Consider the following 13,929-nt stretch of genomic DNA (forward strand, 5'->3'; position numbering starts at 1 on the left):
CCGGCTAGTCCTGCGCCGCGCCCGGCTGCGGCGTGATCCGAACGCGCCGCGGCCGCCGGCCCGTCACCGCGTGCGGGCCGTCCAGGAACATCCGCCCCCGCGCGTGGTCCAGGGCGACGCGGAAGCGCCGCAGAAGCCCCAGGCCCAGCAGGCCGTCGGGGATCGGTCCGCTGGCGGCCGGGGCGAAGACCTGCACCTCCACCTCATCGAAGGCGTGGCCGGCGAACCGCACGCGGCTGGCCTGCACCATGCGATCCTGGCTGACGCCGCCCAGGGTCACCGAACGCCCGCTCTGCACCTTGCGTCCGCTCAGCAGCCCGGCGGTGGTCGCCGCCTTCTCGGACAGCGCCAGCGCCCCGGTGGCGCCGGTGTCGACCATCACGTCCAGCGGCGGGGCGTCCTCCACCTGCACCTCGGCCATGATCGCGTGCGCCGGGCCGCGGCGCACGGTGGCGGCGCGCCACTGGCCGCCCGGCGCCCAGGTCTCGGACCGGCGGAAGGCCACACGTCCGCCGGGGAAGTCGATCTCGGCGACCACCGCGCGCAGCACGTCACGCCCCAGCAGCATGGAGAAGGGCCGCCGCGTCAGCCGCGACAGCGGATGCAGGTCGAGGGTGGCGGCCCGGAGACCCCGGAACGCCACCGCGCCGAGGTCGAGGTCCAGGGCCACGGCGCGGGTCAGGCTGGGCTGGCCGCTCACTCCGAAGGCCAGCATCGGGATCGGGCTCGCCAGCGGCAGCGCCAGGGCCCCGGCGAGGCTCGTGTCGATGGCCGAGTATTGGGCGCCCGAGTCCAGCACCACGCGGATGTGCCGGCCGCCCACGACGGCCGGCAGCTCGACGAGGCCGCCGGGCTCCGGCAGGGGGAGCCAGCCGGTGGTCTCCGACCCGCCGCGGAACGCCGCCTCCGGCACCGGCCAGGCCAGCCGCTCGCGAAGCAGCCAGACGCCGGCTCCGCCGGCTGCGAGCAGCCCCAGTTGGGAAAGGACCGCCCGTCGGTTCAAAGCGCCGCGACGAGGGCGACGGCGAGCGCCGCCGCCGCGCCGACGCCGGCCAGCGCCCAGAGCGCCAGGCTCTTCTGTCCGTCCAGCTTGGCGTTGGGCTGCAGGTCGGGCGTAGCCGCGTTGGGCGTAGCGTTCTGCGGCCGGCCGGCCTGTTCCTGCTCCCGGGCATGCGCCACCGTCTCGGGAGACGGCGGCGTGCCGGCCGCCTCGTCGTCGGTGCCGAGCGGGGAGGCGGCAAGGTCCAGCCCGCCCACCTTGTCGCCGGTGCGGCCGCTCTGGATGTCGTTCCGCAGCTGGGCGGTGGTGGCGCCGCGCCGTTCGGGGGCGCCGGGATCGATGTGGGTCATGGGGTCCGTCTCCTGCTTCCCCCGATGAACACCCGAGCGCCCGCCTAGCTCCTCAGCGACCGGGCGAGGATCTCCAGGGTCAGCCGCGCGGCCTGCTTGGTCTCGTCCTGCTCGCCCCGCTCGAAGGTGATCAGGCCGGCCTCGAACAGCTGGTCGATCTCCTCGGCGGTCAGCAGCCCCTTGCGCTTCAGCGTGGACAGCGTGCCGACGATGATCGCGTGCAGCGCCGCCAGCATGCCCGCCCGTTCGGCGTCGGCGGAAAGGGGGGTCTCGTCGCTCATGGGGCGTGCTCCGTGCGGGTTGCTCATCCCCTGTTCACCCGCGGGCGTCCACGAGTCCAGCCGCACTGTTGGAACCCGAGGGTGGTCCCGTTGTTGAACGCGGTCATGCGAGTCCGGAGCAAGGGCGAGAGAGCCCGCCTACTGATCAGGGTCGCCCTCGGAGGATGGGTCGCCTTTTCCGCCCTGAACGCCCAGGCGGGCAGCGTCGAGAACGTCGCCGCAGCGTTCGGCAACACCGTCCTGGCCACCTATCCCGACGGCCGCCACCAGCGCATCTGGCTGCATGAGGACGGCCGCTACGAGGCGATCGGGCGGCGCGGCAAGCCGTCCACCGGCAAGTGGAGCCTGAAGGGCGAGAAGGTCTGCCTGAAGCAGGCCAAGCCGTTCCCCGCGCCGATGTCCTACTGCACCCACTTCCCGCAGGCCGGCGACGTCGGGGCCACCTGGACCGGCAAGGACTTGGCCGGCGTGCCCATCCAGCTGAAGCTCGTGAAGGGCGTCCAGCGCCCGATGAACGGGCCGGGCAGCTAAGCCGCCGCTGCACCCCGCCGCCGAATCCGCCCACCCTGGCCGCTCCGGCCGGAGACGCGCTTGCCCATCTTCGTTGTGACCCTTGAAGGCCGCGAGCCTGGCGATCCGACGCCGCTCACCGTGCTCGCCTTCGTCCAGGCGGCCGACCAGCCGCGCGCCGACCAGACGGCGCTCGCCGCCCTGGCCGAGCGGAGCTGGAACGGCGTCGCCCACGTGCGCACCGGCGAGGTCACCGACGAGGCCGCCGTGCCGCCCGACTTCGCTCGGGCCATGGACAGCGCCCGGCGCTTCGGGCTCGGCCTGATCATCTACGAACAGCCGTAGAATCCGGCGGGCGCCCCGGGGGCTCGTCGGCCGGGACGCCCGCCTTCACGCGAGTTCAGGAACCGGAGAGGTCCGTCGCGCCGCAGACGGGGCCGTTTCGACCTCCATCGGCAGGCTTGCGCCTGCCGCCGACGCGCATCGCGCAGCGTCGGCCGCAATCGTGGCCGCCAAGTGGCGAATGGCGCCGCTTGCCGGTCGTCAGAGGACGCAGTCCGTGAGGCCCTCGCGGCGCACCGCCCGGGCGTTGCGGTTGATCGCGCCCGACCGTCGCTTGACGTAGGGCCCAGGCTTGGCCGCCTGCCAGGACAGAGGCTTGGGCACAATGGCCGCCAGCCGCGCCGCCTGGGCCGGCGTCAGCCGCTTGGCCGAGACGCCGAAGTTCTTCCGCGCCGCCGCCTCGGCGCCGTAGACGCCGGGACCCCATTCGATGGAGTTCAGATAGACCTCCATGATCCGGCGCTTGCCCCAGCCCACCTCGATCAGGACTGTGAAGTAGGCCTCCAGGCCTTTGCGCACCCAGTCGCGCCGCGGCCACAGGAAGACGTTCTTGGCGGTCTGCTGGCTGATGGTCGAGCCGCCGCGCACCTTCTTCCCCCGGGCGTTGTATTCCAGCGCCTTCTCGATGGCCTCCACGTCGAAGCCGCGGTGGCGGCAGAAGCGGGCGTCCTCGGCGGCGATCACCGCCCGCACCAGGGTCGGCGAGATGTCCTCCAGCGGGACCCAGGTGCGCCGGAAGCCCTGGCCCTCGAACACCCGCTGCACCATCAGGAAGGTCAGCGGCGGCGGCACGAACCGATAGAGCGCCACCGCGGCCACCGGGCCGATGAAGCCCAGCACGAGGACGACGATCAGCAGACCGCTCAGGAAACGCCGCACGGTTGAGGTCCTTGCCATGACGCTGGGTAGCCTGTGCTAGGAGGGAGGCTTCTGGGGCATGCTCGTCAAGCACGGTTAAGGAAGCCATGAACGTCTCCGAGGCGGTGGAAAAGCGCGTGTCGGTCCGGGCCTTCCGGCCAGATCCCGTGCCAGGGGCGCTGGTGCGCGAGATCCTCGAGCGCGCGGCCAAGGCGCCGTCGGGCGGCAACCTGCAGCCCTGGCGGGTCTATGCGCTCGCCGGCCAGCCCCTCGCCGAACTTAAGGCCAAGGTCGCCGCCAACCCGTTCGGCGAGCCGCCCGAATACGACGTCTATCCGCCGAACCTCTGGGACCCGTTCCGCACGCGCCGCTTCCAGAACGGCGAGGACCTCTACGCCACGATCGGCATTCCCCGCGAGGACAAGCCCGCCCGCCTGCGCCAGCTGGCCAAGAACGGCGAATTCTTCGGCGCCCCGGTGGGGATCTTCTTCTGCCTGGACCGCAAGCTCGGCCCGCCGCAATGGGCGGACCTCGGCATGTACATGCAGACGGTGATGCTGCTCGCCCTGGAGCGCGGCCTCGACACCTGCGCCCAGGAGTACTGGGCCCGCTACCCCCAGACGGTCGGCGAGGCGGTGGGCCTGCCCGCCGACCACATGCTCTTCTCCGGCATGGCGCTCGGCTACCGGGACGAGGCCCATCCGATCAACACCCTGAAGGCGGCGCGCGACCCGTTCGAGGCCTGGGGCGAACTGAGGGGCTTCGACTAGGGCGAGGCCCCGTCCGCGGGCCGGTGACACCGGTCACAGCCGGCCTTGGCGGCGGGCCCTAGGTTCCGCACAGACGGAAACGCCGAGGGCCAAGATGACCCCTGACCAGATCCAGCTCGTCCGCGCGACCTTCGCCGAGGTGGCGCCGATCCGCGCGCAGGCGGCGCGGCTGTTCTACGCCCGCCTGTTCGAGGTTGCGCCGGACGTCCGGCCGATGTTCAAGGCCGACCTGGCCGCCCAGGGTGCCAAGCTGATGGCCGCCATCGCCTTCGTCGTCGGCGCCCTCGACCAGCCCGAGGTGGTCGGACCGCAGGTGGAGGCGCTGGGCCGCCGGCACGGCGGCTATGGCGTGCAGGCGATCCACTACAAGGCGGTGGGCGACACCCTGATCTGGATGCTCGAGACCAGCCTCGGCGAGATTCTCACGCCGCCGGCCAAGCGCGCCTGGCTCGCCGCCTACGACCTGCTCTCCAGCGCCATGATCGCCGCCGCCTCCGAACCCGAGCCGGCCTGAGCGGACACCCTCTCCCGAGCGGAGCTTGGGAGAGGGCAGGGTGAGGGCCGGCTGGGACGCCTCCGCCGCTCCGGATGCGAGCCCGAGGGCCCTCGATCTCTCATCCGGCGCGAGCCTGCCGCACGAGCCGGCCCTCACCCTACCCTCTCCCGCTGCGCGGGAGAGGACGGGGGTAAGCCTACATCTCCCCCACGCCCGCCCCGCCGTCCTCGTCGCCCCAGGCGACCCGCTTGGCGTCGGCGCTGAGCGCCACGGCGGTGGCCGGCGGGCCCTTCTCGGCCTTGAGGTTGATCACCTTCTGCCCGACCAGGTCGCAGGCGCGCACCCGGCCGTCGTCCAGGCCCCAGGCCACCCAGTTGCCGTTCGGCTGGCCGGCCACCACGGTGGAGAGCGCGCTCTCCTCGTAGCCGATTTCCGCGGCCTGCTTGCCCATCGGCCCGGTGGAGCCGCTGAACGGCCAGACCACCACGCCGTTGGCGCCCGAGGTGGCCATCAGGTTTCCCTTGGCCATGAACGACAGGCTCTTCACCTTGGCGGGGTAGCCGCCCATCCGCATGTTCTTCTCGTCGGCCACGCGCCAGCCGTGCAGCTGGTTGTCCTGCATCGACGAGATCAGGAACTTGCCGTCCGGGCTCCAGGCGCAGGCCACGTGGCTGCCGGCCCACTTCAGGATCGACGGCTTCTGGTCGGCGATCCGCGCATACCACAGCCAGGCGCCGCCGTAGGTCGCCGCCGCGATCCGCCGCCCCTTGGGGTCGAAGGCGATCGCCGCGACGGTCTTCTCGTGGGCGAAGCTGCGGGCGAAGGCCGGGTCGGCCACGTCGCGCACATGCAGCTCGCGCCCGGCGGCGAAGGCGATCAGCTTGGACTCCGCGCTCGCCGCCACATGGTCGATCCACTTGCCCTTGAGGCTGGCCAGCTCGACGGCGCCGTCCGGCTTCGACCAGACCACCCGCCCGTCGTCGCCGCCCGTGACCACGCCCTCGCCGGACGGGTGCAGGCAGGCCGACAGCACCGCCCCGTCGTGGGCCTCTACGGTCTCGCCCGACTCGAACCGCACCGTGCCGTCGCCGAGGGCGAAGACGGCGTGGCCGGCCTTGTCGAACAGCGCGGCGGTCACATAGGCGTCGAAGGCGTAGGTCGTCATGCGCCCGCATTAGAGCGCCCGGCGCGCGCGGGGAAGGCGCCTCCCGCGCCGGAACCCCGTTCTCCCGCTTCGGGCTTTACAACTTCGTAAGGCCTTGCCAAAGGTCGGCGGACTCTAAGACGGGCGCGACCATGCGCCCCAGGGAAGGATAGAAACGCATGGGCGCAAAGCTCGGCGGCGGGGGCGGCAGCAGGTTCGACCTCGGCCAGAACGCCGACATCAACGTCACGCCGTTCGTGGACGTGATGCTGGTGCTCCTCATCATCTTCATGGTGTCGATCCCGGCCGCGACCGTGTCGATCAAGCTCGACCTGCCGCCTGCCATCCCGCCGCCGCCCGGCACGGTGGTGAAGGAGCCGGTGCTGGTGAACATCCAGCAGGGCGGCGCCCTCTACATCGGCGAGCGCGCCACCAGCCTCGACGGCCTGCCGTCGGACCTGTCGGCGATCCTCCGCGTCGAGGACCCCTCCACGGCCCCCACCGAACAGCGCGTCTACATCCGCGCCGACCGGACGGTCCGCTACGGCGACTTCATGGCGGTGATGAACACCCTGCAGGGCAACGGCTTCTACCAAGTCGCCCTGATCAACGAAGAAATCTAAGCCTCTTCGCCGAGGTTCAGCGAAAGCCCCGCCCGGGAAACCCGGCGGGGCTTTTTGCTGTCTGGGCCTCTCGCCGTGGGCCGATCAGCGACGGCGTAGTTTGTTGCGGGATGTGAGTTGCGTCCTCGCAACTTTCTTTCAGCACTGCAACATTTCCTCTTTACAGCCGTACGCGGCGGGTGTCCGCTCCGTATGCGGACACCAGATCCGCAAGGATGAGGAGACGTGCGATGGCTATGCGACTGGCCGCCTCGGGCGGCGCGTCCTACGGAGTCACCCAGAACAGCGATATTAACGTCACGCCGTTCGTGGACATCATGCTGGTGCTGCTGATCATCTTCATGGTCGCGATCCCGCCGGCCACGACGGCGATCAAGGTCGACCTTCCCCCGGCGGTGGCCTCCGAACAGCCTGCGGCGCCGCCGACCTATGTCAGCGTGCAGTCCGACGGCCGGCTGTTCGTCGGCGATCGCGAGAGCAGCCTGGCGGCGCTGCCGCAGGACCTCGCCGCCGCCATCGGCGGACCCGATCCGCGCAAGGAACGCGTCCACATCCGGGCCGACATGACCGTGCGCTACTCGGCCTTCATGGACGTCATCAACCAGCTCAAGGCCAACGGCTACGAGCGCGTCGGCCTGGTCGGCGAGGAGCTCTGAAGTCGGGCCCCGCTCCGCGTCACGGAGCGGCGGAGCCGAGCCCTCTCCCGCTCCGCGGGAGAGGGTTGGGTGAGGGCGGCTCGGCGTCGCGTCGGGCAGGGTGTTGGACCCCGGTCCAACGGGAGCGGCGGCGGCGCAGCCTGCGCCGCCCTCACCCGCCCTCTCCCGCAAGCGGGAGAGGCAGTTGAGCCCAAAACTACTTGCGTAAATCGCGCGGCGGAGGTCTCATCCCCACATCCCAGAGATCTCCGACCCCCGGAGAATGCGGGGCCGCCGGTCGTTGACCCGTACGGCGGCCCCGGCCTTTTCGTCAGGCGACGGTGCTCTCGAATCCCGCCCGCAGCGCCGCCTCGTCGAGATTGCGGCCGATGAACACCAGGCGCGAGTAGCGCGCCTCGCCGTCCCGCCACTCCCGCTGGAAGTCGCCCTCCAGGATCATGTGCACGGCCTGGAACACCAGGCGCCGGTTGTCGCCGGCCACGTCCAGGATCCCCTTGGCCCGCAGGATGTCCGGCCCCTGCGTCTGCAGGACGTTGTTCAGCCAGGCCGTGACCTTGGCTCCGTTCAGCGGACGGTCGCTGGTCAGCGAAATCCCCCGGATGCCGCTCTCGGCCACGTGGTCGTGGATGTGCTCGTGGCCGTGGCCGTGATCATGGTCGTGATGGTCATGGCCATGATGGTGATGGTCATGGCCGTGGTCGTGGTCGCAGTGCTCGTCGTGCACATGGCCCGGCTCGCCGTGCGCCGGATTGAGGAAGTCCGGCTCCAGTTCGGTGATCCGTTCGAGATCGAACGATCCCCGGCCCAGCACCTGCTCCAGCGGCACGTTCGAGCGCTGCGCCCGGTGGATCGGCGCCAGCGGGTTCAGCGTGCGGATCGCCTTCTCCACCTCGGCCAGCTCGCCCTCGGTCACCAGGTCGGTCTTGTTGAGGATGATCTGGTCGGCGAAGGCGATCTGCTCGGCCGCCTCCTTGCTGTCCTTCAGGCGCAGCGGCAGGTGCTTGGCGTCGACGACGGTGGTCACGCTGTCCAGCTGGGTCTTGGCGCGCACGTCCTCGTCCACGAAGAAGGTCTGGGCCACCGGGCCGGGATCGGCCAGGCCGGTGGTCTCGACGATGATCGCGTCGAAGCCGCCCTTCCGCTTCATCAGGCCCGAGACCACCCGGATCAGGTCGCCACGCACCGTGCAGCAGACGCAGCCGTTGTTCATCTCGAACACTTCCTCGTCGGCGCCGACGATGAGGTCGTTGTCGATGCCCACCTCGCCGAACTCGTTGACGATCACGGCGTACTTCTTGCCGTGCTCCTCGGAGAGGATGCGGTTCAGGAGCGTGGTCTTGCCGGCGCCGAGATAGCCGGTCAGCACGGTGACGGGGGTCTTGTCGGTCATGCCTGAGCATGTAGTCCGCCGGCGCTGCGATATGAAGTGGCGTTCTCCGATCCTGCTGTTATATCATAACACCAGATGACCGCCGCCGACCCCTCGCGCGCCCCCGCGGCGCTGGACGCCTTCCGGGAGGACCGCACCTACCTGGGCGCGGACCACGCGCGCAACGAGCGCCGAACCTGGCTGGTCACCGTGATCTGCGCCGTGACCTTGGCGGCCCAGCTGGCAGGCGGGATCGTCTTCCGCTCCATGGCCCTGACCGCCAGCGGCCTGCACATGGCCGCCCACGTGGCCGCCCTGCTGGTCGCGGCGGGCGCCTATGCGCTTGCCCGCCGGCATGCGGAGGATCCGCGCTTCGCCTTCGGCACGGGCAAGCTCGGCTACCTGGCCGGTTTCGCCAACGCCGTGGTGCTGGCCATCACCGCCGTGCTGATCGCGGTGGAGAGCGTCCACCGGCTGCTGAACCCCGAGGCGGTGCACTACGAGGGCGCCTTGCCCCTGGCCGCCGCCGGCCTGGCGGTCACCGTGCTCTGCATGCTGCTGCTGAAGCCGGGCCGGGCGCACGTGGCGCGCCACGATCCGGACGGCGACCTGAACATCGCCGCCGCCCACCTGCACCTGGTGGCGGACGCCGCGGTCTCCGTGGTCGCCCTGCTGGCCATGCTGCTCGGGCGCCAGCTCGGCTGGGACTTCGCCGACCCCCTGGCCGGCCTCGTCGGCGCGGGCCTCGTGGCCCACTTCGCCTGGCGGCTGCTGAACCGGGCCGGCGCGGCCCTGCTCGACGTCAATCCCAGCGCCGACCTCACCGCCGAGGTGCGGACCCGGCTCCAGGCCGGCGGCGCACGTGTCCTCGACCTGCACCTCTGGCGGCTGGGACCCGGGCACCACGCCGTGATCGCCGTGGTCGCCGGCCATGAGGACGCGCAGGCGCTGCGCGCTCGGCTGGCCGGCCTGCCGGGGGTCAGCCATGTGACCATCGAGACCCACGCCGACGCCGACCACGCCCATCACGGGCACGTGCACTGAGCGCTTACGGCCACGTTTGACGCCGGCGCGCGTTGGGACTCTGATGGCGCAGATGTTTCGTGAGCTTGCCGCCCGGCTTCGGGCCAAACCCCGGACCGGCGCGGTGCTGGGCCTGCTGATCCTGGCCGGCGCGGTGGCCGGCGGCTGGGCCGCCAGCGAGCGGGGTCACGGCCCCGACGCGGCGCTTGCCTCGGGCAAGGTGGCCTTCAACGTGCCGGCCCCGCCGCCGCCGCCGCCCCCTGCCGACCTGCAGGCCGACCTCGAGACCCTGGCCAGGGGCTTCAAGGAAGACGTCGGCATCGCCGTCACCGACGTGGCCACCGGCTGGACCGCCCAGGTGAACGGGGAGACCCCGTACCCGCAGCAGAGCGTGTCCAAGCTGTGGGTGGCGCTCGCCACCCTCGAGGCCGTGGACCGCGGCCAGTCGAACCTCGACCGGGTCGTCCAGCTCGGCCCCGACGACCGCTCGGTCTTCTATCAGCCGCTGGGCCGGCGGATTCGCAACTCCGGCGGGCCCGAGGTCTCCATCCGCGAGCTGCTGCGCTGGGCGATCACCGAAAGCGACAACTCGGCCAACGACAAGCTGATGCGAGAACTCGGCGGGGCCGAGGCGGTGAAGGCCATTCTCACCGAGAAGGGGCTGCAGGACCTGCGGGTGGGCGCCTACGAGCGCGACCTGCAGGCCAGCGTCGCCGGCATGACCTGGCGGCCGGAGTACGGGGTCGACTGGGCGTTCCAGCACGCCCGCGCCCAGCTGCCCGACTATGTCCGCGACAACGCCATGAACGCCTACCTGGCCGATCCCATGGACGGCGCCGCGCCGGCCGACATCACCCGCACGCTCGCCGCCCTGCACAAGGGCGAGCTGCTGTCGCCGGCGTCCACCCAGGTGTTCGTCGACCTGCTGCACCAGACACGCACGGGCCCCATGCGCCTGAAGTACGGCCTGCCGCCGGGCTGGCAGTGGGGCCACAAGACCGGCACCGGCCAGGACCTGCGCGGCTACAGCGTCGGCATCAACGACGTCGGCCTGGCCACCGCCCCCGACGGCCGCGTCTACGCCGTGGCGGTGATGATGCGGAAGACCGCCAAGCCGATCCCCGCCCGACAGGCCTTCTTCCACCAGGTCAGCAAGGCCGTCGCCCGCCATTGGCAGGCCAGCCGCACCCCGGGGGACCCGGCCCCGACGTTCGCCGCCGCCCCGCAGCCGGCCGGGGCCGGAGGGCAGTAGGGCAGGGGCCATGATCCGCGACCTGAACCCTGCGCCGGGCCACGTCCTGGTGATCATCGATCCGCAGGTGGACTTCTGCCCGGGCGGCGCCCTGGCGGTGCCCGGCGGCGACGAGGTCATGCCGCTGGTCAACGCCATCGCCCGGCGCTTCGACCATGTGGTGATCACCCAGGACTGGCACCCGCCGACCCAGGTCTCCTTCGCCACCAACCATCCTGGCGCCGAGCCCTACGGCCTGGCCAAGCTGGCCTATGGCGACCAGGTGCTGTGGCCCGACCACTGCGTACAGGGCACGCCGGGCGCCGCCTTCCACCCGGACCTCGACGTGCCCCACGCCGAGCTCGTCCTGCGCAAGGGCTACAATCCGCACGTCGACAGCTATTCGGCCTTCTACGAGAACGACAGGACCACGCCCACCGGCCTGGCCGGCTACCTGCGCGAGCGCGGCTTCCGCCGCTGCTGGTTCGTCGGCCTCGCCCTCGACTTCTGCGTCCGCTACTCGGCCGAGGACGCGGTGCGCGAGGGCTTCGCCGCCGTGGTGATCCCCGACGCCTGCCGCGCCATCGACCTGAACGGCTCCCTGGCCGACACCTGGCGCGCTTTCGAACGGCTCGGCGTCGTCGTGGTCGAGCCGCCCCTCGCCGCCTGATCCGGCCAAGCTGCCCTCGCCACGGCGGCCGACCCCTGCTAACCGGCTGAGGTCCAAAGCCCAGTGAGGCGCCGTCAGTTGCAGTCCCTGCGTCTCTACCTGGTCAGCATGGCGACCCTGCTGGTGCTCCTGCTCGGGCTCGCCACGGCCCTGGCGGTGCGCCAGGTCTACGACTTCGGCCGGGCGCAAACCGAGCGCCAGCTGCTGGACACCACCCGCGCCCTTTCGCTGGTCGTGGACGCCCAGCTGCGCAGCTACGAGGCCATGCTGCAGGGTCTGCGCACCGGCGGGGCGGTGCAGGACGAGGACTGGGCGGCTGTCGATCTCCAGGCCCGCCGTCTGCTCGCCGGCCGCGACGCCTGGATCGTGCTCTACGAGCGCCAGGGCCGGCAGCTGGTGAACACCCGCTTGCCGCCGGGCGCGCCCCTGCCTGCGGGGCAGCTCCCAGCGGAGGCCTGGGCGGTGCTCGACCAGGGCCGCAGCCGGGTCTGCAACCTCGCCAACGGGCTTGTGGAGCGGAACATCCTGTGCGTCGACGTGCCCGTCATGCGCGACGGGCGAGCGGCCTTCGGCGCCTCGGTCATCTTCAAGCCCCAGCTGCTCGACCGCGTGCTCACCGGCCCCATGCTCCGGGAAGGGCGCTTCGCCACCGTGGTCGACCGCCAGGGCGCCGTCATCTGGCGCAACGTCGACCCCGACCGCTTCATAGGCCGCCCCGCCACCGCCGACGTGCGCGCCGCCATGCGCACAGGGGCGGAGGGGGTGATGGAGAGCGTCTCTCTGGAAGGCGTGCCGACGCTTGTCGCCTACAGCCGCTCCTCCGTGTCCGGCTGGACCTTCATGGTGGCCGTGCCGCGCAGCCAGATCGCCGCCCCGCGCGAGGATGCGCTCAAGTACGGCTTCGCCCTGGCCGCGGGCTTTCTCCTGCTGGGCGCGGGTGTGGGGCTGGCGGCCGGCGGGCGCCTCACCCGGGCCGTGGGGCACCTCAGCGCCGCCGCCGGACGGATCCGCGCCGGCGAGCGCGCCGCCTACCGCGACAGCGGTTTGCGCGAGATCGACGAGGCCGGCCGCGCCCTGGAAGCCGCCGTGGCCGAACGCGACGCCAGCCAGGAGCGCTTCCGCCTTGCCCAGGAGGTCGGCGGCATCGGCGCCTGGGAGTGGGGCGTCGACGGCCTTGGCCATGTCTCCGACAGCTACAAGGAGATGCACGGGCTGCCCAACAAGGCGGGTCCGATCCGGCTGTCGCAGGTCTACGGCGCCATCCACCCCGAGGACCTGCCCGGCTACCGGGCCAGGCTCGCCGAAGCCACCCGCCGCCGCGAGGCCTCCACCAATGAGTACCGTGTGGTCCGCCCGGACGGCTCGGTGCGGTGGATCTACGCCAAGGGACGGCCGGTCTTCGATGAGTCCGGCGCCATGACCGGCGCGATCGGCGTGGTCATCGACCTTACCGAGCGCAAGGCGACCGAGGAGCAGCTGCGCCTGCTGATGCGCGAGGTCGACCACCGGGCCAACAACCTCATGGCCGTGGTGCAGGGGGCCGTCAGCCTCAGCCGCGCCGGCGACGCCGAGTCGCTGCGCGAGATCATCCTCGGACGGGTCGCGGCCCTGGCCCGGGCGCACCAGCTGCTGGCCGAGTCGCGCTGGCGGGGCGCCGACCTGCGCCGGCTGGTGGAGGAGGAGCTGCGGCCCTACACCCTGGGCGACCGCGAGCGGGTCCGGATCAGCGGCGAGCCCCTGCCGCTCTCGCCGGCGGCCGCCCAAGGGGTGGCCATGGCGGTCCACGAGCTCGCCACCAACGCCGCCAAGCACGGGGCGCTCGGCGCGCCCGACGGGCGGGTCGACGTGGCCTGGGAGGTCCGCGGCGAGCGCGTGCACGTGGTCTGGCAGGAGACCGGCGGCCCCGCCGTCACGGCGCCGTCCCGCCGCGGGTTCGGGACCACCGTGCTGGAGCGCGCCCTGGGCGGCGCGGTCGGCGGAGAGACCCGGCTCGACTGGCGCGCCGTCGGCCTTCGCTGCGAGCTCGAGCTGCCGCTACTCTCCCCCAGCGAGGCTGCGGTGGAGATCTGAGGCGATCTCCGAAAGCACCGCGCCGGGCAGCAGCCGCCGCCTGAGCCCCGGCCCCCAGAGCTCGCCCGCCAGCCGCACGTCGTCCAGCCCCATGCCCGCCAGCAGGGTCGCGTAATAGGAATTGCTGTTGGCGCCCGCGAAGGCCGGCCAGGGGTAGCGCACCGCCCGGGCGTTCACCGCCGCCCGAACCGCCTCGGCGGCCTCGAGCCTGGCGGCGGCCTCGGCTTCGTCGCCCGCCCAGAGCACCCCTTGCGGAAAGCTCTCGTCGTAGAAGCCGCTGCGCCCGGACCAGCTCTCGCCCCACAGCACCTCGCGCCGGAACGGGACCACGCCGCCGAGGCTCGCCAGCTGCGTCCCGCCCGGCCCGCGCGCGATGCCATGCAGCTCGCGCAGCACCTGGCCGGCGCCGTCCGTCACCGCCAGGAAGGTGTGCGCGCCGAACCGCCGCTCGCGCCCGCCGCGCCGCCATCGCAGCGCCGGGGTCTGGACCTTCAGGAACCTCAGCTGCGCCATCCGCGCCTAGACCCGCGAGCCCG

17 protein-coding genes are annotated in these 13,929 nt (G+C 72.0%); 10 read left to right on the plus strand and 7 right to left on the minus strand.

All coding sequences use genetic code 11. The features are described from left to right. Positions 1–4: 4 nt before the first annotated feature. Genes VIL67_RS05595 through VIL67_RS05605 form a run of 3 tightly spaced genes read right to left on the minus strand, consistent with a single transcriptional unit; the run spans position 5 to position 1,631 of the window. Positions 5–1,003, minus strand: a complete 999-nt coding sequence (locus VIL67_RS05595) for an aspartyl protease family protein (RefSeq protein WP_332047847.1) — start codon at positions 1,001–1,003, stop codon at positions 5–7. Continuing rightward, positions 1,000–1,350: a hypothetical protein gene (locus VIL67_RS05600; protein WP_332047848.1), complete on the minus strand. Its 351-nt coding sequence runs from the start codon at positions 1,348–1,350 to the stop codon at positions 1,000–1,002. The genes VIL67_RS05595 and VIL67_RS05600 overlap by 4 nt, the downstream gene beginning before the upstream one ends. Before the next feature lie 44 nt (positions 1,351–1,394). Next, a complete protein-coding gene (locus VIL67_RS05605; RefSeq protein WP_332047849.1) occupies positions 1,395–1,631 on the minus strand; it encodes a hypothetical protein in 237 nt (78 codons plus the stop codon). A gap of 105 nt (positions 1,632–1,736) precedes the next feature. On the opposite strand from VIL67_RS05605, the gene VIL67_RS05610 reads away from it, so the two are divergent. Both VIL67_RS05610 and VIL67_RS05615 read left to right on the plus strand, forming a co-directional pair. Next, positions 1,737–2,162 (plus strand): hypothetical protein, encoded by a 426-nt coding sequence (locus VIL67_RS05610; protein WP_332047850.1) that lies wholly within the window; start codon positions 1,737–1,739, stop codon positions 2,160–2,162. Between the two features lie 60 nt (positions 2,163–2,222). Then, a complete protein-coding gene (locus VIL67_RS05615; protein WP_332047851.1) occupies positions 2,223–2,486 on the plus strand; it encodes a hypothetical protein in 264 nt (87 codons plus the stop codon). Between the two features lie 198 nt (positions 2,487–2,684). On the opposite strand, the gene mtgA is transcribed toward VIL67_RS05615, so the two are convergent. Further along, entirely contained in the window at positions 2,685–3,380 is a 696-nt protein-coding gene (gene mtgA, locus VIL67_RS05620; RefSeq protein WP_332047852.1) for a monofunctional biosynthetic peptidoglycan transglycosylase, read from the minus strand. A gap of 68 nt (positions 3,381–3,448) precedes the next feature. On the opposite strand from mtgA, the gene VIL67_RS05625 reads away from it, so the two are divergent. Together VIL67_RS05625 and VIL67_RS05630 are read left to right on the plus strand one after the other, a co-directional pair. Next, positions 3,449–4,111: a nitroreductase gene (locus VIL67_RS05625; protein ID WP_332047853.1), complete on the plus strand. Its 663-nt coding sequence runs from the start codon at positions 3,449–3,451 to the stop codon at positions 4,109–4,111. A 94-nt stretch (positions 4,112–4,205) separates the two neighbouring features. Beyond that, positions 4,206–4,625 carry a globin family protein gene (locus tag VIL67_RS05630; RefSeq protein WP_332047854.1) on the plus strand — a complete coding sequence of 140 codons (420 nt, stop codon included), beginning with the start codon at positions 4,206–4,208 and terminating at the stop codon, positions 4,623–4,625. Positions 4,626–4,803: 178 nt separating this feature from the next. On the opposite strand, the gene VIL67_RS05635 is transcribed toward VIL67_RS05630, so the two are convergent. Next, positions 4,804–5,772: a WD40 repeat domain-containing protein gene (locus VIL67_RS05635; protein ID WP_332047855.1), complete on the minus strand. Its 969-nt coding sequence runs from the start codon at positions 5,770–5,772 to the stop codon at positions 4,804–4,806. A 158-nt stretch (positions 5,773–5,930) separates the two neighbouring features. On the opposite strand from VIL67_RS05635, the gene VIL67_RS05640 reads away from it, so the two are divergent. Together VIL67_RS05640 and VIL67_RS05645 are read left to right on the plus strand one after the other, a co-directional pair. Then, a complete protein-coding gene (locus tag VIL67_RS05640) occupies positions 5,931–6,374 on the plus strand; it encodes a biopolymer transporter ExbD (RefSeq protein ID WP_332047856.1) in 444 nt (147 codons plus the stop codon). 230 nt (positions 6,375–6,604) lie between these two features. Beyond that, complete coding sequence (locus VIL67_RS05645) at positions 6,605–7,030, plus strand: biopolymer transporter ExbD (RefSeq protein WP_332047857.1); 426 nt, start codon at positions 6,605–6,607, stop codon at positions 7,028–7,030. 310 nt (positions 7,031–7,340) lie between these two features. Here VIL67_RS05645 and VIL67_RS05650 read toward each other — a convergent pair whose 3' ends face one another. Continuing rightward, the gene (locus tag VIL67_RS05650; RefSeq protein WP_332047858.1) at positions 7,341–8,420 is read right to left on the minus strand and encodes a CobW family GTP-binding protein; all 1,080 of its coding nucleotides are present in this window, start codon (positions 8,418–8,420) and stop codon (positions 7,341–7,343) included. 75 nt (positions 8,421–8,495) lie between these two features. Between VIL67_RS05650 and dmeF the strand changes: the two genes are divergently transcribed. The 4 genes from dmeF to VIL67_RS05670 all read left to right on the plus strand — a co-directional run bounded on the left by dmeF (position 8,496) and on the right by VIL67_RS05670 (position 13,393). Beyond that, a complete protein-coding gene (dmeF, locus tag VIL67_RS05655) occupies positions 8,496–9,443 on the plus strand; it encodes a CDF family Co(II)/Ni(II) efflux transporter DmeF (RefSeq protein WP_332047859.1) in 948 nt (315 codons plus the stop codon). Between the two features lie 43 nt (positions 9,444–9,486). Further along, entirely contained in the window at positions 9,487–10,674 is a 1,188-nt protein-coding gene (bla, locus tag VIL67_RS05660) for a class A beta-lactamase (protein WP_332047860.1), read from the plus strand. 10 nt (positions 10,675–10,684) lie between these two features. Then, complete coding sequence (gene pncA, locus VIL67_RS05665) at positions 10,685–11,323, plus strand: bifunctional nicotinamidase/pyrazinamidase (RefSeq protein ID WP_332047861.1); 639 nt, start codon at positions 10,685–10,687, stop codon at positions 11,321–11,323. Between the two features lie 78 nt (positions 11,324–11,401). Further along, on the plus strand, positions 11,402–13,393 hold the full coding sequence (locus VIL67_RS05670) for an HWE histidine kinase domain-containing protein (protein WP_332047862.1): 1,992 nt from the start codon (positions 11,402–11,404) through the stop codon (positions 13,391–13,393). Here the strand turns inward: VIL67_RS05670 and VIL67_RS05675 are convergent. Continuing rightward, entirely contained in the window at positions 13,358–13,906 is a 549-nt protein-coding gene (locus tag VIL67_RS05675; RefSeq protein WP_332047863.1) for a hypothetical protein, read from the minus strand. The genes VIL67_RS05670 and VIL67_RS05675 overlap by 36 nt on opposite strands. Positions 13,907–13,929 lie beyond the last annotated feature (23 nt).

This window comes from Phenylobacterium sp. (assembly GCF_036563385.1).
GTDB lineage: Bacteria > Pseudomonadota > Alphaproteobacteria > Caulobacterales > Caulobacteraceae > Phenylobacterium.